Annotated in this window: 16 protein-coding genes; 10 read left to right on the top strand and 6 right to left on the bottom strand. The window is 49.6% G+C overall.

The features are described from left to right. The first annotated feature begins 397 nt into the window (after positions 1-397). The 4 genes from DXV75_RS07295 (at position 398) to DXV75_RS07280 (ending at position 6,940) form a co-directional block, all read left to right on the top strand. Positions 398-1,234 (top strand): siderophore-interacting protein, encoded by an 837-nt coding sequence (locus tag DXV75_RS07295; RefSeq protein ID WP_115592737.1) that lies wholly within the window; start codon positions 398-400, stop codon positions 1,232-1,234. 251 nt (positions 1,235-1,485) lie between these two features. Continuing rightward, positions 1,486-6,018 (top strand): PAS domain S-box protein, encoded by a 4,533-nt coding sequence (locus tag DXV75_RS07290; RefSeq protein WP_115592736.1) that lies wholly within the window; start codon positions 1,486-1,488, stop codon positions 6,016-6,018. 11 nt (positions 6,019-6,029) lie between these two features. Continuing rightward, positions 6,030-6,326: an excalibur calcium-binding domain-containing protein gene (locus tag DXV75_RS07285; protein WP_115592735.1), complete on the top strand. Its 297-nt coding sequence runs from the start codon at positions 6,030-6,032 to the stop codon at positions 6,324-6,326. A gap of 113 nt (positions 6,327-6,439) precedes the next feature. After that, the gene (locus tag DXV75_RS07280; RefSeq protein ID WP_115592734.1) at positions 6,440-6,940 is read left to right on the top strand and encodes a GNAT family N-acetyltransferase; all 501 of its coding nucleotides are present in this window, start codon (positions 6,440-6,442) and stop codon (positions 6,938-6,940) included. 56 nt (positions 6,941-6,996) lie between these two features. Here DXV75_RS07280 and DXV75_RS07275 read toward each other — a convergent pair whose 3' ends face one another. The 3 genes from DXV75_RS07275 to DXV75_RS17270 form a co-directional block, all read right to left on the bottom strand. After that, positions 6,997-7,419 carry a hypothetical protein gene (locus tag DXV75_RS07275; RefSeq protein WP_115592733.1) on the bottom strand — a complete coding sequence of 141 codons (423 nt, stop codon included), beginning with the start codon at positions 7,417-7,419 and terminating at the stop codon, positions 6,997-6,999. Between the two features lie 201 nt (positions 7,420-7,620). After that, entirely contained in the window at positions 7,621-8,025 is a 405-nt protein-coding gene (locus DXV75_RS07270; protein ID WP_147291806.1) for a hypothetical protein, read from the bottom strand. A 397-nt stretch (positions 8,026-8,422) separates the two neighbouring features. Beyond that, positions 8,423-8,554, bottom strand: a complete 132-nt coding sequence (locus DXV75_RS17270) for a hypothetical protein (protein WP_281268910.1) — start codon at positions 8,552-8,554, stop codon at positions 8,423-8,425. 113 nt (positions 8,555-8,667) lie between these two features. On the opposite strand from DXV75_RS17270, the gene DXV75_RS07265 reads away from it, so the two are divergent. The 3 genes from DXV75_RS07265 (at position 8,668) to DXV75_RS07255 (ending at position 10,372) form a co-directional block, all read left to right on the top strand. After that, on the top strand, positions 8,668-9,234 hold the full coding sequence (locus DXV75_RS07265) for a cytochrome b (RefSeq protein ID WP_115592731.1): 567 nt from the start codon (positions 8,668-8,670) through the stop codon (positions 9,232-9,234). After that, positions 9,227-9,793, top strand: a complete 567-nt coding sequence (locus DXV75_RS07260; protein ID WP_115592730.1) for a YceI family protein — start codon at positions 9,227-9,229, stop codon at positions 9,791-9,793. The genes DXV75_RS07265 and DXV75_RS07260 overlap by 8 nt, the downstream gene beginning before the upstream one ends. A gap of 135 nt (positions 9,794-9,928) precedes the next feature. Further along, positions 9,929-10,372, top strand: coding sequence for a DUF2721 domain-containing protein (locus tag DXV75_RS07255; protein ID WP_115592729.1), 444 nt, complete (start codon positions 9,929-9,931; stop codon positions 10,370-10,372). Positions 10,373-10,412: 40 nt separating this feature from the next. On the opposite strand, the gene DXV75_RS07250 is transcribed toward DXV75_RS07255, so the two are convergent. Then, a complete protein-coding gene (locus DXV75_RS07250; RefSeq protein ID WP_115592728.1) occupies positions 10,413-12,284 on the bottom strand; it encodes a sugar phosphate isomerase/epimerase and 4-hydroxyphenylpyruvate domain-containing protein in 1,872 nt (623 codons plus the stop codon). Between the two features lie 486 nt (positions 12,285-12,770). Further along, positions 12,771-13,781, bottom strand: a complete 1,011-nt coding sequence (locus DXV75_RS07245) for a 5'-methylthioadenosine/S-adenosylhomocysteine nucleosidase family protein (protein WP_115592727.1) — start codon at positions 13,779-13,781, stop codon at positions 12,771-12,773. Positions 13,782-14,356: 575 nt separating this feature from the next. Between DXV75_RS07245 and DXV75_RS07240 the strand changes: the two genes are divergently transcribed. The 3 genes from DXV75_RS07240 (at position 14,357) to DXV75_RS07230 (ending at position 20,285) form a co-directional block, all read left to right on the top strand. Next, on the top strand, positions 14,357-15,241 hold the full coding sequence (locus DXV75_RS07240; RefSeq protein ID WP_115592726.1) for a LysR family transcriptional regulator: 885 nt from the start codon (positions 14,357-14,359) through the stop codon (positions 15,239-15,241). Positions 15,242-15,439: 198 nt separating this feature from the next. Then, positions 15,440-19,420 (top strand): ATP-binding protein, encoded by a 3,981-nt coding sequence (locus DXV75_RS07235; RefSeq protein ID WP_181898376.1) that lies wholly within the window; start codon positions 15,440-15,442, stop codon positions 19,418-19,420. Positions 19,421-19,559: 139 nt separating this feature from the next. Next, on the top strand, positions 19,560-20,285 hold the full coding sequence (locus DXV75_RS07230; RefSeq protein WP_115592724.1) for a sugar-binding protein: 726 nt from the start codon (positions 19,560-19,562) through the stop codon (positions 20,283-20,285). A gap of 22 nt (positions 20,286-20,307) precedes the next feature. Here DXV75_RS07230 and DXV75_RS07225 read toward each other — a convergent pair whose 3' ends face one another. Beyond that, a complete protein-coding gene (locus DXV75_RS07225) occupies positions 20,308-22,530 on the bottom strand; it encodes a GspE/PulE family protein (RefSeq protein WP_115592723.1) in 2,223 nt (740 codons plus the stop codon). Between the last annotated feature and the right edge of the window lie 380 nt (positions 22,531-22,910).

Below are 22,910 nucleotides of genomic sequence, written 5' to 3'. Positions count from 1 at the left end.
AGCTCGGATGGAACCGTACAAAAGGTTGCCCGCAATAGCCACACAGAAAAGAATTTGTTCAGGCCTGGTCTGAAGCCAGCTTCATCGGAGGCTGGAAAGAATATCTTCTAACATGCTGATTTTACTTTAGGTATTGAAGTTGCTACCTGAATATAAAACAGCGTGAAGACAGTCCGTATTTGTCCTGATAGTCTGAATTCAGCAGTGGGTTGTGTGTTCTCATTGCTGAATTCCAATGTGTGCTTTCACGATGTTTCTTTGAAGGGGCGTTTCCGCCCCTTTCCTTTTTGCCGGTACGTTAGAATCTTTTCTGTTCGTTTTTTGCAAATTGTTTAATAGTTGGACTGAATTTGGCATAGAATTGAGTCAGGACAAGGAATGATAGGCATAAACAGGGATGACTACATTTGCTAAATTGCGCCAACTGCTGAAACAATCCATCGGGCAGGTGGCCCCTTCCAGATTACCGTTCAGCCTGACAGTACAAAAAACTGAACAACTCTCACCTAATATGCAGCGCGTTACTCTCGGTGGAAAAGCTGTTGCAAGTTTTCCCAATGTTGCGCCCGGCAGTTATCTGAAATTGTTATTTGATCACCAGGGGCAACCATTACAGGTTTTGCCGCAGGATGGCGTTCGTCCGCTTATGCGTACATACACAATCCGCCATATAGACAAAAAAATGAAGATGGTTACGCTGGATATGGTGCTGCACAGTGTTGATGATTGTGGGCCTGCTTCCCGCTGGGCGGGCCGGGTAAAAGTTGGCGAAACCATTTTGCTGCAGGGGCCTGGCAGCATCAAACCTCTTCCTGGAGGTTTCGATTGGGTGTTGTTTGCCGGAGACATGACTGCTCTTCCCGCAATTGCGGGCTATCTGGAAGCACTGCCCGGCACTGCCCGGGGGTACGCAGTTATTCAGGTTGTTGATCTGGGAGATGTGCAACCGCTGAAAAAACCGCCCAATGTCAAAGTGCAGTGGGTAGTTGGCGAAGGCAGTGAAATGATGCAAAGAATCCGTGATCTGCAATGGCTGAAAGGTAAGCCTGCGGTGTGGGTGGCCTGCGAGTTTTCCTTAATGCGCCAGCTTCGCCAGGAATTTCGTGTTCACCGCCAGGTCGATCACGAGCAGATGTATATCAGCAGCTACTGGCGAATAGGGCGCTCAGAAGAGCAGCATAAGGAAGACAAACAGCGGGATCAGCGGGCTTTCAATACCCAGCCTTCGATGTAGTGAACCCATTTATTGATTGAGTTTTTATCTGCTTCTGAATTGTGCGTTGGCAGGAATTCCTGACCCACGCAGGGGCGTAGTCAGGTGCGGTTTTTCATAAACCGGTTGCCGGAAGCTTTCGGACTGCCTGTCAACGGCAGTTGAAAGGTATCATTTTTCACACCTTGTCGATGAATACTATCTAAAATTTCGCCAGAAAATCCTTATAGTTGTGCATTCAAAGATCCCGGTGGTGTAAAAAGGTATTAATCATGCGCAGTTTGGCTCAAAGAGAGGGGAAGGCGAACCTTCGAAATGTCCGGACAGGTAAAAAATGGGCCCTTTCAGGTATTCTGGCAGCAGCCTTTGCCAGCCCTGCACTGGCATTTACGGCTCCCCTGCAACAATTACCCTCTGACGTGTTTCAAATTGCTGCGTCTGCGGTACTGCTGGTTACGGCTGCGTTACTGATAACTGTTCTTATCCAACACTTAGGCATACGCAGAATGCGCACCAAGGCAGCGGGTACTGAACAGATTCTTGATCAGCGCACCGAGCAGCTTGACAGCCTCAGCAGTGGCGTGGTTTTCCTTACCGATACGGGTGGCATTGCATTTGCCAATCGAAGTGCCGCCTACCTGCTGGGCTGCAAAGCCGAAGCTTTATATGGCCGACAACTTATTGATTTATTGCCAGAACAACACCACAGTGAAATTGAGCAAATTCTTAACGGGACCCGTGAGCAACGCCTGCAGTGCCTACTGCCCAGCCGCAATCGCCACTATCTGTTACGCATAAACCCTCGCTTGCCCGATGTAACCGGCTACAGCGCAATGGTCTGTCTGGAAGATGTGCATCCCTACCAACAGAAACTGGACTATCAAACTGATATGCAGCAGCACATTCTGGGCCTGCCGGATCAGGCAGAGTTTGGTTTGGTGCAGATACAGTTCGGTCAGCAGCAGGTTTCAGTTAATCACCAGTTTGGGATCTGGTTGGGAGAAAATGCAGCTTCAGAGCGAAAAGATGAGGCATTTTTTGATTTGTTCAGCGAAACATCCCGTGGTGATGTGACCCAGGCATTCAGTGACATGGCAGAAGGGCAGACCATAGCGGTGGAAGCCGAGTTGATATCGCCTAAAGGCAGCATACCGGTCATGCTTAGCGGTTCTGTTGCTCCGCATACCCGGGAAAGTGACGCGCCCATAGGGCATCTGGTGGTGACCAGCCTGGCACAGAAATACGATTTGAAAGCGCAGGTGTCCGATGTTACCCGTCGCTTGCAGACACTGTCAGCAGCTTCAGCAGAAGCGATTTATTTCCTCGATGGTGATGACCGCCTGGTAGACTGCAACCGCCCGTTTGCCACCTTGTTTGGTGCAGAACCCATGCGGGTTAAAGGAAAGCACATTGAGGAACTGGCATGTTTCAACGATGAACTCAAAGCTTTACACCGTAAAGTAGAAAGCATGATGCCCAAGCGCAGCGAAGTGACACTGAACAGAAGTGACGGCAGTGAAAAGCGCTTGCATGTCACCTTGCAGTGGATTGTTATCGATACTAAACGCATTGGGATGGTGGGGATAGTTCGCGACCTCACAGAGCACTATGAACTCAAGCAGGAGCTCAGTGAAGCAGAAAATCGACTGGCAACCTTTATGGATCGTGCCCCGATGGGGATTGCCGTGTTTGACGGCAATGACAAGCTGACCGAAGTGAACCAGACGCTGTGCAAACAATTGGGGCTGCAGTCGGACGAACTCAAAAGTCGCTCTTTTTATCAGTTGTTCGCCAATTCCGAACATTCCGCTACTGCTGCCCGCAAACTGCATCGCCACGATGCCCTGAATGAATTTGCCGCCAGCCTCAAAGATGTCAATGACAAACCGGTCTCAACCACGCTCTACGCAAGTAAAATCCGTGAAATTCCTGAGGAGTATGTGTGCTGGGTCGGCGGTCGAGCCGAACAGGAATACCTCAACAATCGCTTTGAGCGTCTCATTAAATATACCAGTGCGCCGGTGGCGTTACTTGGGGATGACGGGTTCACACAGTTAAACACTGCAGCCTGTGCCTTCTTTGGTGTCCAGGAAGAAGACTTGCTGGGACGCCGTCCGGACAGCATTGAGTTAAACGCAACAGAGCAGCAGGCTAAAGCCTTGTCTGAAAAACTGACACTGGTGCGTGAGCAGGGACAGGTACTGACCTTTGACTGGCAGCATCATTATCAGGGCCAGATACTGCCTACTGAAGCTACATTCATTCCGGTGTTCCGGGACGGCGTTTTGCAGTCGGTGATCTGTATCTGGATTGATTTACGGGCTGTTGAGCAGGCAAATGCCGCACGGGTTGAAGCGGTTAAGCTAAGACAGGCTGCCGAGCAGGAAGTGGCAGAGAAGCAGCAGTTGCTGAAAAATAACCAGGATAAACTGGCGCAGCAGTCCCAGGCTTTGGCGCAAACTGAGCAAAACCTTGCTGATACCGCAGAGCGCCTGAAATCTGCTGAAGATAACCTGTCGGAAAAGATTTCTACCATTTCCGATCTTCAGCAGGCTCATAAAGACATTAGCTCGCATTTGGCTAGCCTGCAGCAGGACTATGAACAAAACCGGGAATTGCTTGCCAGAAGTCAGCAGGCTAACAGTGAACTGGAATCACAGCTTCAGCAATCCGGTGAAAAGGTCGGGCGTCTGGAGAAGCAGCGTAACCAGATAGCCGAAGCACTGCAATACAGTGAAAAGCAGCATAAGGAAGCCCAGTTGCAGCTGGATGAAAGCCGCAAGGAAACGGAGCGGCTAAAACAGGCACGCAAAGAGCAGCAACAACAGGTTGACAGTTACGCCAGCCAGATAGAGCGTTTACGTTCATCGATCAGTGACAAGGATCAGCAAATGGCTGCTGTCAGTCATCAGATTCAAACCTTGCAGTCAGAACTGCAGAATTCCAGCCAGGTCAGTGATTCTCTCAGAGAACAACTGGCGAATCAGCGCAAGGCCAGTGAACAGGCCCAAAAAGAGCGCCGTGAGCTGGAATTGGCATGCCGTAAGGCTGAGTCGGAGCTGGCGGGTAAAGCCCGCCATATCGACCATCTTCAGCATGAAATGCAGATGCTCGAAGAGATGTCGAAACAGCAAAAAGGCGACATGGAGAAGCATGCCAAGCAGTTGCAGGATGAACTCAGATCGAAACAGGCTCAGCTTAGTGAAACTGCGTTGACTCTGGAACAGTTGCAAAAGCAGGCAGAACAGGAGAAGCGCGAAAAAGAAGCGCAGCAAAATACCCTTGCGCGTTTGCAGGAAGAAATGGCGCAGGTTCAGAAGCGGGCTGAGCAGCAGCAACAACAAGTGGCGCAAGCGGATCAGGCATGGAAAGAACAGCAGCAAAAACTGCAGGCCGCCCTGGCTCAGAAGCAGGCGCAACTGCAAAAAGCCGAAGAGTTCCTGAACGACGCCAAACAGCAAACGCAGGCCGAAAGAGATGAAAAAGCCCGTCAGCAGGCTTTGTTCAACAAGCTTAAAAATGAGCTTGAGGACATGCAGGCCCAGGCTGATGAACAGCGTCAGGCTATGCAGGTCAGCGATAAAAACTGGCAAAACCAGCAGCAGTCGCTGGCACAGGAGCTGGCTGAGAAGCAGGCTCAGCTGGATAAAGCTCAGGCGCAGCTGGACGCACACCAGAAGCAGGTGGATGCAGAGAAGCTGGCGCGAATGGAACAGCAAAACATGCTTTCGCAGCTTAAATCAGAACTGTCTGATGTAGAGCAGCGGGCTGCCAAACAGCAGGCATTGATGGCTGGCTCGGACGAGCAATGGCGCAAACATCACGAAGAAATTGAAGCCCAGAAGCAACAGCTGCAACAGGCACTGAAACAGGCTCAGTCGCAGAATTCGCAGATGCAGACCAAATTGCAGTCAAGTATGGCTGATTTGGCAGACGCTGAAGCCAAGGTTTCCAAAACTCAGTCAGAGGAACAAAAACTGCAGCAGGAGCTAAATCACGCTAAAGCCCAGGCTGAGAGCCTGGCAGACAAACTGAAGCAGCAGGAGCAGCGTGAAGCCCAGTTACAGTCGCAAGTGGTGGAACAGCAGAAGGCTCTGAAAGACAATGAATCGAGTATTTCAGCGCTCAAACAGCAACAGGCAACCCTCACGGCGCAGCTTGAGGCAGTGCAGAAAGAATATCAGTCTACCAAGGCTTCCTTGTCTCAGCAGGGCAGCAGTCAGTCCGACCTTAACCTTCAGCTTAAGCAACTGGAGCAGGAACTGAAAGAAAGCCGGTCACAGCTGACGAATAAGGAAAAGGCCTTGCAGAGTGCCCAAAATCAGCTGGAGACAAGCAAGAAGAAGCTGGCCAATCAGGAGCAGGTGCTTATTGACGCGCAGAAGGCAGAGCTGCACCGCGAACAGAAATCCACAGCAGTCAAACGACCTGAGCCAGAATACGCCAAACTGGAGATGCCTCCAGAGCCACAGTTATGGTTTGATTTATTGCCCTATTTACAACAAAACCGCCAGGTGGGTTCACTTGGAACGTCATTGACCAAGTTAATGACGGGCCTGGAAAATGCCATGAACGATACCGACAAGGCGGTAATGGAAGACGATCATCGTCAGATCCTGCTATCGACCCGCAAACTGATTAAAGTGATCGAGCCTATTCATGCCGAGCCTTTAAATGACATGTCGAGTCGGTTGATGTTGGATTGCGAACAGAACAATACCGATAACATTTCGATCTTCTGGCCTATTGCCAAGCAAAACCTTCAGCGCACCCTCCGGGTGATTTATTCTCACATGCATGAATGAGTTGTGTCGTTATGAAAAAGCATTTATTTGTCATTTTAACTGCCCTGATTATTAACTATTTTACCCAGGCTCCTGTTTCAAACGAGCCGATTGTTACTCTTGATACCTTTGATGCGTCGTCGGCGTACCTTTCTGGTTCAGGAGCGTCTTCTAAAAACTTCGGAAGGGTATTTCGATGTGATGAGCGTCAGTACTGCAGCCAGATGACGTCCCGGGAGGAAGCGGAATTCTTCCTGCAGAATTGCCCGAATACCAAGTTGGACGGTGATAATGACGGAATTCCGTGTGAAAAAGACCTGCGCTGGTAGGATCCTGTGCGTTGCAGCTGGTTGTTCAGCCGCACCTGTGCTATTGATTTAATCAGCAAAAGGTTGTCAGGCGATTCACGCTCTGCAACCCGGGTACTAACCGGAATACTGTCATGATACTGACCATTCGCCCCGAGCATCCCGATGATTTGCCGGTTATCCGTGAAGTCATAAAGAGCGCGTTTAAATCGGCAGACCACTCCGACCATACAGAACATCTGATTGTTGATCTTCTGCGACAGGAAAAAGCCCTTTCTGTATCAAGAGTGGCGGAACTGGATGGCCGCATTGTCGGTTACATTTCAGCTTCACCGGTCACTGTAAATGGCGCAACAGTCAACTGGTATGGAATCGGACCCGTTGCAGTTGTGCCTTCAGAACAGCACAAAGGGCTCGGCAGTAAGCTGGTTCTCAGTTGTATTGAAACGTTGCAAAAATTGCCTGCTGATGGCGCTGTCCTGCTTGGCGAGCCGGCCTTTTATGAAAGATTCGGCTTCCGTGTGCACCCCGAACTTACTCTTCCCGGAGTTCCCGAGCATTACTTTATGGCATTGCGGTTTCGGGGTGTAGTTCCCAAGGGCGAGGTCAGATATCACCGGGCTTTCGGGACTTAATCCATCCGAACGAGTACAGCTGGAATCAGCAGCCAGCGTAATGTGCTCTTGAAGCGTCAGCGTGCGACCAGCTGCTGAAATGCACCGCCGGGTTGCACGAAGTTGCCCTGCAGCGATTCAACGTTTCCCAATTCAGATCTGTTACTCAGATAGTCGCTCAAAGTTCGGATACCCTTGATGTTTATGCACAAATGCTTGGGGACGCCTTTAATGTCTTCCTGATACTGATGAAACCACTGGGTCATGGTGTCAGTATCACCGTCGCAAAGCGCATACAATTGATGGTAAAGCCGGATAAATGCGAGCTGCTGTTTGCTTTCTTCGGAATCACAACTGAATCCGACCAGTGCTGTCTGACGCAGAGCCTGTTCGCTAATCCCTAGCATCAGGGCGGCTTCGCTGCAGGTGAGCGACAGCTCCTCATAAGCCCAGGTAAAGGCTTTCATCACCACTGCGGGTGGGTTGTTGGCTATTGTCATTGTAGAGCACTCCCAAAATAATACTGCTTACTGGTTTGGTGTTACTGCCAAATGCCAATTGATGCTTCGGTGAATACACCTGCCAGAATCGTTCCAGCTTTATAATTTGTATTATTAATCTTTTATTACGACCGTGATAAATGCGGTTAGTGCGAATTTATTTTTAAAAAAGCCCTTTCTATTACTGGATTTGCCTGTAGTTCAAGCGCTATTCAGCTTCTTTACTGCTTCCTGGTGCTGATGAGTCTCATCATCGCAGGTGTAAAAACCCTGTGTCTTCAGCCAATCCATAGCTTCCTGCTGGTGCGAGAATGTGTTCAAACTGATTGAGGTGCCCCGGTATAAACGCTGACTTTGCATTATTGAACTCAATTGAACGGTGCTATTGGTCAAATTCAGTGCAACGTGAGTTAATCCCAACTGGTGAATTTGCACAATCCGGTTTCGAAGGCTGGACTCAGCGTCCGGAGTGAAAAGACTTTCGCCTATCAGCGTGATCAGATCGGCCCATTTTCCGGCTCCCAACGTGGTCATCGCCTGCCGGTAATCCTGCCCGAATGCCTCCACACACTCTGCGTTCCATGGCCCGCGAGCGTGTATCAGCATTATGTTACCCGAGCGGGTTATGCAATAGTCTCCATGGATTAGGTTCATGGTGCTCTGTGTCAGGGGTATTTCGTTAGAAAGCGGACGACGTCCTGAAAACGTTTGGCGTTATCCGGCTGGAAATGAATGCCCTCTCCCAATGAATGTTAAGTATGTGGCAGTAGAGCCACAAATGCCAAATCTGCGGTCCGGGTTAAGCCGGATCCGGACAGGTCGCAGAATCACAGTAACCGGTACATGAATTCAATTGAGACAGGAGCCTGCGGCAGTAGCCATTGTGTCGCAGGTCGCTGCACATACGTTATTGAACTCTGGTTAGGCGGCCAATACTTTTGACAGTTCCAAGAACGAGGGCTGAACCTGTATGTCGACTGGTAACCTGAGTTGTCGGGCGATGTCACTTACGCTGATCACACAGAAATTCATGCGTATCGCGATCGATAACATCACCGACGGTTGCCTTGGTGAGATCCTTATAGTCGAAGGATTGCAGCGCCTTTTTGGGGCGCATGGCTGTGACAACAATCACAATATTCGGGTTTTTCGAAACATAGACTCGATAAGTCGCTATTTTCGTATTGCGGCTTATGGGTTAGTGTATTTACCGGTACAAATAAACACCGGGCAATTCAGGAGAACGTCATGCAACATACAGAATCCGCTCGCGGCTGGGGGCTGGCTATCATTATTGTTCACTGGCTGACGGCGTTGGTTGTTTTTGGCATGTTCGCATCCGGTTTGTGGATGGTGGGTCTCAACTACTATAGTAGTTGGTACAAAACAGCCCCCTTCCTGCACAAGAGTGTTGGCATACTGCTGTTATTGGTAACGCTCTTGAGAATAGTACTCAGGCTGAAAAGTTCCCGACCCGTGAGGTATGGCCCGAGGAAGGCCCAATACCTTGCCTCTGTTGTCCATATAGTTATTTATGTGCTTCTTTTTGCCCTGTTTTTCAGCGGATATTTAATATCGACAGCGGACGGAAGGGGAATTGATGTGTTTGGGTGGTTTTCTGTGCCCGCACTTGGGCAACTGTTTGAAAATCAGGAAGATGTAGCAGGTGATATTCATTTCTATGTTGCCTGGACTTTGATCGGACTGGTGTGCGTACACGCTCTTGGCGCATTAAAGCATCATTTTTTAGACAAGCATCCAACATTGAAGCTTATGTTGGGTTTACAATCGCAAGTAGGAGAAAAAGGTGAATAAACTGACATTGGCTTTGGCGGCCCTGTGTTTCACAGGTGCGGCAAATTCTGCAGATTATGTTGTTGATACGAAAGGGGCTCATGCGTCCATTAACTTCAAAATTCAGCATCTGGGGTATTCCTGGCTAACGGGACGCTTCAACGAGTTTAGCGGAACCTTCAGTTACGATGAAGACAAGCCTGAAACTTCTTCCGTAAGCATCAGTATTCAGACTGACAGTGTGGATTCAAATCACGCGGAGCGTGACAAACACCTGAGAGGGGATGATTTCCTCGCAGTGGATGATTATCCGGAGGCAAAATTTGTCAGCAGCAGCGTGGTGCCACAGGATGATGGATCTATGCAAATCACAGGAAACTTCACGTTTCATGGCGTGACCAAGCCCATTACCATAATGGCGTATAAAATTGGTGAGGGTGAGGATCCCTGGGGCGGTTATCGGGCGGGGTTTAGCGGCACGACCAGCTTTGCGCTGAAAGATTACGGAATTGATTATGACCTGGGGCCCGCCTCTCAGGTGGTAGAACTGAGTCTGCACGTTGAAGGTGTTCGCCAGTAGCGTTATAAGTGAAAGCTTTAATCAGTCAACACACAGCCCGGTCAATTGCCGGGCTGTGTGTTCTGGCGTAATCATTGACACCAAAACCAGCATTTATATTATGGGCTATTGTGCCTTACATTATCAGGAACCCCTTTGGACGCCATCATTCCTTCGTTGTCAAAACTGATTGAAATAGCCGTCGCTCCGGTATTTTTGCTGGCCGGCATTGCAGGTTTTCTCAATGTGATGTCGGGCCGCTTAGGGCGCATATCCGATAGGGTCAGGGTGGCGGAACTCAACATAGACAGTTGGGGTGACCGTGAGCGAACAGCCCGAATAAGACTGGAGATTCTTGTTCTCTGGCGAAGGGTAAAAGTAATCAATTGGGCAATCGGCTTGTGCGTTGCTTCTGCATTGATGGTATGTACCGTAATCGTTTGTCTGTTTGCAGGTGAACTGTGGCACTTTGATCTCAAGGTGTTGATAGTCACCTTGTTTGTTCTTGCCATGTTGCTCCTGATCAGTGCACTGATTGTATTTCTTATAGAGGTTCGCCTGGCTACCAGCACCATTAATATTGTCAGAACGGTGCGGTAATGTAGCCAGGTATACTTTCCGGGAAGACCTCTACAACAAATTAAAGGCTCGACACAACCTGAGCCTTGCTTCGAATGGCACTGTTGTTTTCACCGTAATCCTCATAATTAACGCGTTGCACGAATTCAAAGTACACCCCATCAACCTGCTTGGTGAAGGCATGGAAAAAAAGGCCGTCGTCGCTGCTGTCTACCAGAACGCTGAAAAACATCATTCTATCCAGAACCGAATCCTCAACCAGATTCTTGTGCTGAATGCTCTGATAGTACTCTTCAGGAATGGGCAAAATCACATTGTGGGGAAGAGCCTGCAGCATTTGAAAGATATCAGTGCAGGCAAACGCCATATGCTGTAGCCCCGCCTGCTTTTGACCGTATGCGTAAAAAGGAGGTACGCCAACAGAAGCCTTGTTAACTATGATGTTTTGTCTGACTTTGCGATCCTGGCTGTGAGCAGTCCGACTGAGCAGAGCGCCCTGTACATCGAATACGTCCTGAACCGGGTCCAGTTCAAACCCCAACAAGGTTCGGTACATCATGGCCGAAGACAGAAACTCGTTGAAAGGCACAAAATCTGCGACATGATCAAGCCGGGTTATCGGCATAGCCTTGGGAGAGTGCATGGTTTCTGCCGGCAGTGTGTCAAACTGACTATTGAGGATGCGTATAAAATTGTCTGGTGTAGAAAAATACATCAGCTTACCGGAATTGTTACGAAAGGCCGGAAACGGCAATTCACCGGCTGCACCATTACTTTTATAGGGGACAAACCCCAGCTGTCTGGCACGGTCAGACATGTCTTCTACGTCACGACAAAAATATCCGATTGCACAGCTGTCTACAGAAGTGTTCAGTGTACCTGCCTGAGCAAAGCTGTCTGGTTCACGGTTGACCACGAAATAGACATCATTAAGCTGATATATCTGAACCTCTTTATTTTTATGCTGATAAATATGCTGAAAACCTATTGATTTCAATAGTTTAATAAATTCCCCGTGCTGCTGGCTGAGGGCCAGTTCCATAAAACCAATCTGCTCTACATTGGCGGGTGGCATGATTCCACGCAAGGGGTCGTTCCAGAGCGATGGGGACTGTGGGTTTTCGCGGTAGCGTTGTTCGTCCAACCATAACAGGGAACGGCTTGCATCCAGCGCGACAGAGTCACAGGGCGCGTTACGTAATTCATCGTTGAATATTTCCAGAGAGACGTAGCCATCATATCCTGTCGCCTGCAAAGCGTCGAAGAACGGATTCAGCGGGAATTCTCCCTGCCCTGGAAAGCAGCGGAAATGCCGGCTCCACTGGAGCAGGTCAAGTTGCATCCATGGTGCATCAGCCAGTTGTACCAGCGTGATCTTGTGCTTGGGGATGCTTCGAATGGGCTCTATTGGCGTTTTGCGAGCCATGATATGAAAGGTGTCCAGCACAATACCAAGATTGTGCCGGTCAGCCAGCTTTACGATTTCCCAGGCCGCCAGATAATCATTCACGTAACGCCCCCAGGATAAGGCTTCATAACCCAGTTTAAAGCCATATTGGGCAGCTAAATCTGCAAGCAGTGCCAAATCTTCCGCTGCCCGCATGGGATCATTAATGGTGTGATCTGACACATTGCTGCAAATCATCAGAGTGTCGGTGCCCAGATCAGACATCACCTCAAAGCGGCGTTGGGCACGTTCGATGTTTTTGCTTCGAAATGCAGGCGGCATGGCCTCGAAATCACGAAAAGGTTGTAATGAGGTCACAGTGAGGTTGAGCGAGCGAATGAGATCACCGACCTGTTTGGGAGAATGATTGGCGAGCAGTAAATCGTTTTCGAAGATTTCAACACCTTCAAATCCTGCATTTGCAATTGCCGCCAGCTTACTTTCAAGGTCTTCAGATAAAGACACCGTAGCGATTGACCGTTTCACATTAACATCCTGTTAATATTGATGATGTCTACAAACGCAATTGGCTGTACCAGAGGTAAAGGCCTCTTGCATATGCGTTCTGGCCCGCTCCAGATGACCGCATCGGTGTGTTGGTCAGGATGATCGACTGTAGTGAGGTTGCACAAACGAGGAGGAGGTTACGGCACTGCAGAAATACAACGGGCCGAGTCATTTGTGAAAGAAAAAACAGTATCATCCTTGTATGCAGCAATTCCGTAATCCTTCAAATTTCGACTGAGTAACTAACCGAAACAGAATTGACTGCACTGTTATTATTGTCACCGAAAAAACCTCGGCGAGGAAATTAGAAAGTAGCCAGATACGCAGGTGATGTCAATCGTTTTGGGCTAAAAAACAGGCAGTTTGTGAATAGTGAACCGAGGGGAAAATGAACCTGAAATATGGCTGGTCTGCGCCAGAAAAGCCGTAGGGTGCGCTGAGGTACCCTACGGCCGGGAACATAAATTATTTGGCCAGTTCGTCCAATACCGCAAACAGGGCGTTTGCGCCGACGCGGGATACTTCCTGATCGTAGATATGCTCAACGTTGACGCCTTCCTGACCACCGGCCAGATCACTGATGGCACGAATGATCATCCAGTCAACGTTGTTAATTGTACAGACCTGGCCCACTGCCGCAGATTCCATCTCGGTGACCTCGGCATTAAAGACTTCCCGAGTCCATTTGCGATAGTCCCGGTTGTCCAGGAATACCGAGCCGGTGACACCATTACCACCGACTGTCAGCGAAGCCTTGCGCTCCCCCAGAATCATCTGGTCTGGCATTGAATACAACGCCTTTCGCGCGGCATTCAGCAGTCTCGGCGTGGCTGAAAAGTAAGGCGTGTCCTGGGGTTGCTGCATATCATCCTTAATGATCAGGACCTCATCCGGGTGGATAAATTTAAAAGGCTTGTAGTTCGGGATGTGTGGGTCAGCGGCGCGGCGCTGTTCCTGCTCGGCAATAAACTTGGCGTAGTATTCAGGCAGAATGTATTCGCCAGGCACCGCAGGATTCGGATTCGAATAAACGCTCTCGTCATGGTAGTACCAACGCTCGGGTACAATTACATCACCCGGTTGCCACTGTGGGTTCACTGCACCGGCAATACCCATATAGATAACTTGTTTGACAGGGAAGTAGTCGAGCGCCATCTGAATTGACATGGCAGCGTTGGCAATGCTCATGCCGGTAGCGAATATCAGGATGGGTTCGTCATGATAGTGCCCCAGGCGATAGTCAATGCCTTTGAATCGAACGATGTTGTCAATTCTGGCCTCTGGATCAGCTTCAATGCGGCCAAGCAGACCCTGCATTTCCGGCCCGTAGGCCACTACGACTGCCGTCAGGCCTGTCTGGTCGGCAAATAGCTTGGGGCCGTAGCTGTTGTTAGTGGTGGTGGTACAGCCGGAGACAATTAAGAGGGTGAAAAACGTGCAGAACAGGACACGTACTGTTGCAAAATGTGTTGCCATAAAAACTTCACTACTTGGTATTCGTTTGAGTTAAAACGGGATTGGTGCATGGGGCCTACACCCTATCAGTTTTTATTTCTCTTTAATACAACTGTTTACGCCAGCTTATTGAGAATGGCGGCGCTACTTTTGCGACAAATAGTTTGAACATTCTGGTTTTTATTCCTGAATGCGATTGTTCATCATTTGCGATAAGAGTATATTATTTGTTCAAACCTGACTTTTCGGCCAATTTTCTGCACTATTCGGGCTCGAATGCATGGCCTAATTTAAGCCGGATGAAGACTCAGGTCACCCGCATATGTCTGTAGCCGTTGCATATAATCATAATTTTCAGCGGGTTGTTCTCCAGTGTATCTTTTTGCGCTTCACAATATAGGGTTTACAAGAAATTCTGTATTCCGGTTACCAATGTGTTGATGGTTCAGAATCCGATCAGAAACAATTCACCAGGATCGTGGTAGCCATGGACTTAGCCATCAACACAACATGCGGTTCAGTAAGGTCACGTATCTGGTAGTAAACGCACGTGAAAATGGATTTTCAGAACAATAAACCATGGACGTTGATCAACCATGAACATGAAATTGCTCAGGTCGCTACAGGTGTTTGTGAGGGTTGCGGACACTGGAAACATGAGCGCGGCAGCCAAATCGTTGCACATGACAGTATCGGCCATTTCCCAGCAACTTCGAAAACTTGAGCAGGATATAGGGTTAACATTATTTAACCGCAATACCCGTAACTTGAGTTTAACTGAAGCCGGGCGCATCTATTACCGCACCAGTTTACGTCTGATTTCCGTTGCCGAGAAAGCGCAGCATGAGATAGAGCAGCTGCAGCTTACACCATCCGGTACTTTGAGGATAATTGCGCCAGAAGGATTTGGTGGAGGGTTATTGAGCAAACCGCTCACTCACCTCACAAGTGAGTTTCCTAAAATAAAGGTTTCACTGATTCTGACCGATGAACCCCGCGATATTATGGCATCCGGGGCAGATTTGGCCTTGTGTTTTCGTTCCATGTCCGACGCTGATCATACTGCACATCATCTGGCCAGCTGGCGCAGGATCCTGTGTGTGTCGCGGTTGCACCAACTGGCACGTATGGATGTGCAATCCCCCACACAGCTTGAAGGGCATTGTCATTTAACTCACAAGAACCTGCAGCACTATAATCTCGAAAATCTGAACAACGCTCCCTATACCCTGCCGCCTTCCCGACTGGTGGTGAATTCCATGCAGGCGCTAATTCAGCTAACCTGCGACGGCATTGGTTACGCAGTTTTGCCAGAACCTGAAGTACGGCATTATTTGCGCGATGAAACTCTGATACCACTGTTGCCGGATTGGAAATTACCCGACTACAGTGTGTATGCCGTGACGCCCAAACAGGAGCATATTCCGGTTAAAACACTGGCAGCGGTGAATTGCCTGCACAAATGGTTTTCTTCTATTTAGCCAGAATTTTGCGTATCGGGCGACGACCCATTGTGCAGTCCGCAGTAGGTGTGCGTAACTACTGTTCTTGGTCATTTACGGCACAATCAGGTTGACAAATTCAACCCAGGGATGCCATGTTGTCCGTGTAATGGATTGATTTACAGGCGTTATAGATGCCTGCAGCTATGAAGTAAAAAGGGAATGTGTGTTAGACAAATGACACGGTATACGGGGCTTACATCGCATCTGGTGTGTGCCTTGATTGTGTGGTTAAGTGCGGTTCCATGGTGCGCATCACAGAATTTTCCGGCCACTGGTAAAACAATGGTGGGAGGCCACCCTACGGGCATTGTCAGAGACATTGAGACCGTGGGAGACACCGTATTTCTGGGTGCCGAAAATGGCCTGTTTCAAATTACCGGTGCAACCATCCGTGTTTTTGACCATGCAAACAGCCCATTAGGACAGGGGTATATTTCCTCTCTGCGATCCGATCAGGACGGTAATCTTTGGATTGCAGAATTTGGCGGTGGTGTTTTTGTTCTTCCCAACCATACCTCTGAGATTCTCAGAGCTGATATAGCGCATCCCTACATCCATTATGCCGTGGCGCTCGCCATGGTGGGAAACCGGCTGGTCATCTCTTTTGGAACCGGGCTGATTCTCTACAACCCCTCTGAGCAAAAGGTTGAGCGGGTCTACACGCAAATCTCTGACAATCCGATTGCGCACTTGTCGCAGATCGAGGCCGTGTCTGAAAATGAACTGGCATTTGTTCAAAACCAGCAGCTGATCATTTTTAACCTCCAGAAGGGAAATGTCCGTGCGCTGGATTCGGAGACCCACTTTTCCAAACTGTCACGACTGTCCTCGCTGGTGAGCTCGGGAGACACAATTTACCTTGGCGGAGATACCGGGGTTTATCGGTATGAACGCCAATCCGGACTGTCCAGATTTTTTCCGTTTGAGGATGCTGCAGTTTTTCAGCAAGGTGTACACCGGATGATAGTGGATCGCAGTGGCTCACTATGGGTTGCAGCGGGTAGTCTTTTCCGGCTGGATACAACAACAAATTCACTCAAGGAGCCGGCCTGGCTTTACCCGATCATTCCGCGAACCGATACCCAGATGGTGATGGCACTTGGTGAAACGGCGCATCAGGAACTGCTTTTTTATGCCCCTCTGCCGGGTTTGGTTACGGTTCCGGCGCTGGCAGAAAGTTTTAATTATATAACTGAAAACAGGGAGTATTTTACCGATAAGGTACTCTCGGTTTTGCGCGCTGCAGATGACACCATAACGGTGGTTTCTGAACACCTGCTTTACCGTATGAACCAGGAGTCCGGAGCTATAGAGTCCAGAACACCAGTCACGGAATTGCCAGCTGCAATAAACGCCAAATGTCAGCGTGATCTCGAGTATACCTTTTCGCTACCAGAACCTGCGCAACGCCGCTTGCTGCCCTATTGCTCCTCCCCACACAGCTTTGCCATGCGTTACGAACAGGGCAATATACTTGTTTATGATGGCAAAGATTTCCATGTAATCAGTGGAGAGGGAGAGCAAGCTGACCAGTTTGCGGCACCCGCTGACGTTATCCATGCACTCTATAGCAGTGGCAGGGAATTGTATGTCGTCGATGCTTTTGGCCGATTGCATGTTCAGCGTTCAAAATTTTCCTGGAATACGGTGGATGATGAGCGTTTAAGAACAACAGCAGTGAACTGTCTGCTCGAAGCACAGAATAAAATCTGGGTATGCACTTCGGGAAAAGGGCTTGCGTATTTCGAAGAACAGGACCTGCAACTCCAGTTTCTCGACCCTTCAATCACCGGTGGGTCACGTTATGTCAGGTTTGCTGCCCGGGACTTCAAAGACCATTTGTGGCTGGCAACAAATCGTGGGTTGTTTGTGTTTGAGCCGTCAGTGCAGGCGGCTTATCCGCTCAACCAGCTGACAGGAGTGCTCGATACTGACTTTGAATTGAATGGTGTAATTCCAGTTGGCGATCAGATGTTGGTCTTGGGGGATCGGATGCGTTATCTGTTTTCTGCCAGTGACGTTCACCGATATCTGGAACTGCGAGCAAAACGCATCAGCCGGATAGATGTTCGGTTAGGTCATAGAACCGATGTCTCAAGTGACAAAGGTGGCCGTGAGTTAATTTATTCATCGGTAATGTCAGACGTACCTGAAATTGAACTGGCACACGGTGATAATTCCCTTTCTTTTCAAATAACACTTACGGATTTTCTTTATCATTCCGGGCAACAGATAGAATACCGGATGCTGGGAATAGAGCAGGAGTGGACCCGATTTTCAGGTGCCTCATTAACGGTAGGCTTCCCCCCCATGGGGCATGGTTCCTATCGATTTCAGGCCAGGGTTCTGGACCCGATCAGCAAGTCTGAACAGCCCATAGTCACGGTTCCAATCCGGATAGGAGCACCGTTTTGGCTGAGCTGGCCCGCCATGGCCGTTTATGTGTTGTTCGCCCTGCTGACCGCCTGGTTTGCCTATCGGCGTTATCGGTATGAGGCAGCGCTGCGCGACATCCAGCTTGATGGGCTGGTTAATGACAAGCAAAAGGCCCTTGAGGAGAGTCACGCATCCATCAAGCGGTTGCTGGAGCATAAACAACGGCTGTTTACCAATGTTTCCCATGAATTGCGAACGCCCCTGACTTTGGTTACCGGTCCGTTACAGCAAATTCAGGATGAACCCAACAGCCCCGACAACCCGAACCGCTTTCAGATCATAAGGCGAAATGTCGAACGCCTGGAGGGGCTGGTTGATCAGCTAATGGAAATTGAGCGGTTTGAATCCATTCGGCTTCAGCCCCGGCAAATTTATACGGTAGAACAGTCACTGCCGCAGATCATAAATGAAATTAAGCCGCTGGCTGATTTCAAGAATCATACCGTTGAATTCAAATTGAACGGCAGTGGGCCAATCCGACTTCTGGTCGACAGTCTTGAAAAGATCATCACAAATCTTTTTTCCAATGCGGTGAAGTACACGCCCAATGGCGGCACCATTCAAATCACTGCGGAGTGTCATCAGCTTCATTTGACCATGCGCATACGGGATACCGGCAAGGGGATGAGTCCGGAACAGCTGGCGGTAATTTTTAAACGCTTCACCAGGCTGGATAATACGGCAGACGAACAAGGCTCCGGGGTAGGATTGGCGCTGGTAAAAGAGTTGGTTATGGCAAATGGAGGCTGGATTTCAGTTGAAAGTGAAGTGGGTAAAGGCAGCTGCTTCTGTGTCAATTTACCCATGTTTGATTTCAATTCACATAAGTATGCCCGCATGCTACCGAACGCTCCTTCTGAAGGAGGGCAGGAAAATATTGCCCGGGTGCATCCTGATGCAGAAGGCCCTATTTCGAAGCCAGTCATCCTGATTGTGGAAGATAACGATGAAATGAGGGATTACCTAAAAGCCATTTTGCAGAAGGCCTATCGGTGTGCGGTTGCCCGCAACGGCGTGCAGGCGCTGGAAGTGGCCGGTGTCCTGCGCCCGGACCTGATCCTCACGGATTGCAAGATGCCGCAAATGAATGGCATTGAACTGGCAACACGAATCCGCAAGGACCCGGTTTTATCCCATGTCCCCATTATTATGCTGACCGCACTGACCAATCAGACTACGCAAGTGGAGAGTCTGCGGGCAAACATAGACTGTTGTCTCACCAAGCCTGTGCGGCCACTGGAACTGACCTTAAGAATTGAGAACCTGTTGCAGATAAGAAAAAAACTTATGGCTCAGAATGGGGAAGTTAAAACCGGCAAGGTGCCGGTTGTTGAATTGGGTGATACTGCCGAATTCGGTAACGATAAGGAACAGGCCTTCTATGTCAAATTTGTTCAGTTGCTTGAAGAGCACTATGCTGATGAGGCCTTTAGCCGGGCAATAGCCGCATCGGCGCTGGCGGTCAGCGAGCGTCAGCTCAACCGCAAACTCTCGGTGTTGTTTGACTACAATTTTGCTGAATATTTAAAACGGTTCCGTTTGCATAAGTCAAAGCCCCTATTGAGAAAAGGAGGGCAAATTACCCAGGTGGCGTTTGAAGTAGGGTTTGCCAACCATTCCTACTTCAGCACCTGTTTTCGGGAGGTTTATGGCGTTACCCCGAGTCAGTATCAGGCCCGGTACGCCGCTCAGCAGGAAGAAAATCTGCAACCATTGTGATGAAAAATCGTAACGGCCGCGTTAAGCATTCTGCTGCTTTGCCTGTTTACCACCCGCAGTAACTGAACTAGTATCGGATTCCAGAAAATAAAGCGATTAAACGGGTGCGCAACAGGTGAACAGATTTCAGTTTTCATTCATGGCAGCAATTTTGCTGTTTTCAGTGGAGGCAGCCACAGCGAGTACACTGGAGCCAGTAAAGTACGCCACCCAGCCAATAGCGGTTGACGGTGATGGAAGCGACCCTGCCTGGCAGCAGTCCCGGTGGCGACCACTGGACAAACATATGGTTGGTACCGTACCTGCACCGGAGGATTTTTCAGCCCGCTTCAAGCTGATGTGGGATGAACAGCAACTGTACCTGCTGGTGGAAATCATTGATGACGTGCTGATCGATACGCATCCTGACCCACGGGATCATTACTGGGATGATGATACGCTGGAAATTTTTGTGGATGAGGATGCTTCGGGTGGTCCCCATCGTTTCAGCAATAACGCATTCGCCTACCACATAGCGCTGGATGGCAATAATGCCGATCGCGGGTTTACCGGCGATGAAGTAGTCCTGCACAATGACCATGTAGACAGCGTTTGGACCCGTTCTGAGGTTGCGCCTTACACCATCACCTGGGAAGTGGCGGTACGGGTTTATCCTGATACCTATACGCACACAGAGCCCGGTCAGCCGGTAACTTTAAGCGCTGACAAGGTTATTGGATTTATGCTGGCCTATTGCGATAACGATGGCAGCCCGCAGCGTGAGCACTTCATGGGTTCATGGGAAATCACCCCGGTGAATGGTGATAAAAATCTGGGCTACCTGGATGCTTCGGTATTTGAAAAAGTAAAACTGGTTAAGCCGTAAGCACAGCTATAAAGGGGGCTTATCAGTCCCCACCCCCGACAATCTGCACCTGTGCCAGATCGGTGTCGCCTTTCAACACTTTATAAATGGCGTCCTGAACCAGGGTGCGCATACCGTCGTTCATGGCCTGTTCCTTCATGTCGGCCACGCTGGCTTCTTTATAAACCATCGAACGCAGCGCCGGTGTCATACCCAATAGTTCATGTACGCCGGTTCGGCCACGGTAACCGGTATCACCACATTCATCGCACCCTTTGGCCCGATACAGCTGCAACGGTTTGCTGAGTTTGAGTTCACCGACAAACTCGTGGCCGTACTGGCGCTCAATAAAGGCAATCTCGTCGTCGCTGGCCTGATATTTCTCTTTGCACTTTCCGCACAGGGTTCGAATCAAACGTTGAGCCAGAATGCCCACACAGGCGTCGGAGAAGTTGACCGGGTCGAGCCCCAAATCCAGCAGACGGGTAATGGTTTCCGGAGCGGAGTTGGTGTGCAGTGTAGATAATACCAAGTGACCGGTCAGTGACGCCTCAATACCGGCGTGGGCGGTTTCTTTGTCCCGCATCTCACCAATCAGGATGATGTCCGGGTCAGCCCGCAAAAATGCCCGCAGCGCATTGGCAAACGTAAAACCAATTTTCGGGCTCACCTGCACCTGCTGAAGACCAGGCTGGGTAATTTCCACCGGGTCCTCGGCGGTCCAGATTTTTTTCTCCGGCGTGTTCAGGTAACCAAGAATGGCGTGCAGAGTAGTGGTTTTACCAGAACCGGTTGGCCCCACAACCAGCAAAATGCCGTGGGGTTTTTGGATCATGCCTTCCAGTCGCTCCATGTTGGCCAGTGACATGTTCATCTTCTCAATTGGCATGGCACCACCGGCAGCCAAAATACGCATGACCACTCCTTCACCGGCTACGGTGGGAATGGTCGCAACCCGCACTTCTACCGTCTGCCCCGACATTTTGAATGCCAGTTTGCCGTCCTGCGGCACCCGCTTTTCAGCAATGTTGAGGTTGGACATAATTTTGATACGGGCAATTACTGCGCTGTGGTGTGACTGCGGGATCTGGTTCATATCGCGGCATACGCCGTCAACCCGCATACGAACCCGTGTTGGGCCGCTTTTTTCCGGGTCGATGTGAATATCAGATGCATTCAGGCGCTTGGCATCGTGCAGAATTCGGCTTACCAAACGCACAACTGCCGGGGCATCGTCAGACAGTTCGTCTACCTGGTCTTCGCTTTCTTCAACGGATGAACCAATTTCATCCAGAATCTCGCTCATCTCACCTGGCGCAGCGCCACCACCACCGCCGCCGAGGTATTGCATGATTTGATTGGGTAAACCCACGGCAATGTCGTAGCTGTCAATGCCAAGTGCGCTCTCAATTTCCATCAGCAGCGCCGCGTTGTTTGGCTCAGCCATAAGCACGATGGGCTTGTCCCGCACATCAGCCAGCACCGCCACAAAGTTGCGTTTCAGATAGGACAGGTTGAGACGGCTGTCACTCTGGTACAAGTGGTATTTGTCAGGTAGAAAAGGAACAAACGGTACCTGGTAATGAATCGACAATGAGTTACCGATCAGTTCTTCCGATAAACGCAATTCGGAAATCATGCGCTGCACCGCATGACGGTGATCCTGGGAGGTGTCGATTACATCTTTAAGGGCTTTTTCGGTAACGGCCTGTTGATGCACCAGCAAGTCAAACGGGCCATTGGTGCCGCCAAGTTCATAGCGGAACTTGTTGCCCAGAATGGCGGTCAGCTCTTTAGCCAGTTCCAGGTCCTGGTCATCAAACTTGCCATTCTGTTTGTTGATGATTTGCATCACCCCCATCATCACGCCGGCATTCAGAATAGGCAAGCACAGAATACTGTCAGTTTTAAAGTCGCTGGTTTTGTCGAATTTATCGGCAAAGCGAAGGCGCGGGTGAATTTGCTGCAGTTCGGCGGCGTCGTAGGGGTCGGCAATCATCAATGGCAATTGCGAGAGGGCAACATAACCAGCGATGGACATGGGGCTGATAGGCACCTTGATTTCCAGGGTTTCCTTGCCCGTTTTGAAACGTGCAACCAGGTCCTGATGCTGACGTCGGCGCTGAAAGATACTCATGCGGCCAGCCCCAAACAATTTCAGGATCATGGGCTCAAGACTCTGGTAGGCGTCCATTAATGAGGAATGGCTACGCAGTAGCGATGAAATTTGGTCGAGAGCCTGTTGGTGTCCGGAGGTGCCTAGCATAAGTTACTTCTATATTGTGATTATCCTTGTAAATCAGGAAGGTTGGTTGCCCGGTTATTTGCCTGACAGTATGAAGCACCGTGCGCTGGGGTGCACCTGTACAGAAAAACACGTTCCGTGATTTACTGAGTGTTGGTGTCCGAGAAGTCTTCGGGCTTTCCAGCCTGCCGATCCTGCGCTCCTCAGCACCTTGATTTCTAAGCTATCGTACTGTTTGTATTCAAAGATAGTCTAGCACTTTTACTTTTTATGACTATATAACAAACGTATGGTGCAACAAAGTATGGGATGGAAATTACTAAGCGGGTGCGGTTAGCTTTATTATAGTTAAGGATAATTTAAGTAATGTGGGTTAGGCTGACCTTACAGGTAATATCGTT

This window comes from Alteromonas aestuariivivens (assembly GCF_003367475.1).
GTDB classification, from domain to species: domain Bacteria; phylum Pseudomonadota; class Gammaproteobacteria; order Enterobacterales; family Alteromonadaceae; genus Alteromonas; species Alteromonas aestuariivivens.
This window is presented reverse-complemented; position numbering and strand designations above follow the sequence as displayed.

Coding starts and splice junctions, on each gene's coding strand:
- DXV75_RS07225 (WP_115592723.1), bottom strand. CDS start 22,530: ATGCTAGGCACCTCCGGACACCAACAGGCTCTCGACCAAATTTCATCG.
- DXV75_RS07295 (WP_115592737.1), top strand. CDS start 398: ATGACTACATTTGCTAAATTGCGCCAACTGCTGAAACAATCCATCGGG.
- DXV75_RS07230 (WP_115592724.1), top strand. CDS start 19,560: ATGGCAGCAATTTTGCTGTTTTCAGTGGAGGCAGCCACAGCGAGTACA.
- DXV75_RS07290 (WP_115592736.1), top strand. CDS start 1,486: ATGCGCAGTTTGGCTCAAAGAGAGGGGAAGGCGAACCTTCGAAATGTC.
- DXV75_RS07235 (WP_181898376.1), top strand. CDS start 15,440: ATGACACGGTATACGGGGCTTACATCGCATCTGGTGTGTGCCTTGATT.
- DXV75_RS07280 (WP_115592734.1), top strand. CDS start 6,440: ATGATACTGACCATTCGCCCCGAGCATCCCGATGATTTGCCGGTTATC.
- DXV75_RS07240 (WP_115592726.1), top strand. CDS start 14,357: ATGAACATGAAATTGCTCAGGTCGCTACAGGTGTTTGTGAGGGTTGCG.
- DXV75_RS07245 (WP_115592727.1), bottom strand. CDS start 13,781: ATGGCAACACATTTTGCAACAGTACGTGTCCTGTTCTGCACGTTTTTC.
- DXV75_RS07275 (WP_115592733.1), bottom strand. CDS start 7,419: ATGACAATAGCCAACAACCCACCCGCAGTGGTGATGAAAGCCTTTACC.
- DXV75_RS07270 (WP_147291806.1), bottom strand. CDS start 8,025: ATGCTGATACACGCTCGCGGGCCATGGAACGCAGAGTGTGTGGAGGCA.
- DXV75_RS07285 (WP_115592735.1), top strand. CDS start 6,030: ATGAAAAAGCATTTATTTGTCATTTTAACTGCCCTGATTATTAACTAT.
- DXV75_RS07265 (WP_115592731.1), top strand. CDS start 8,668: ATGCAACATACAGAATCCGCTCGCGGCTGGGGGCTGGCTATCATTATT.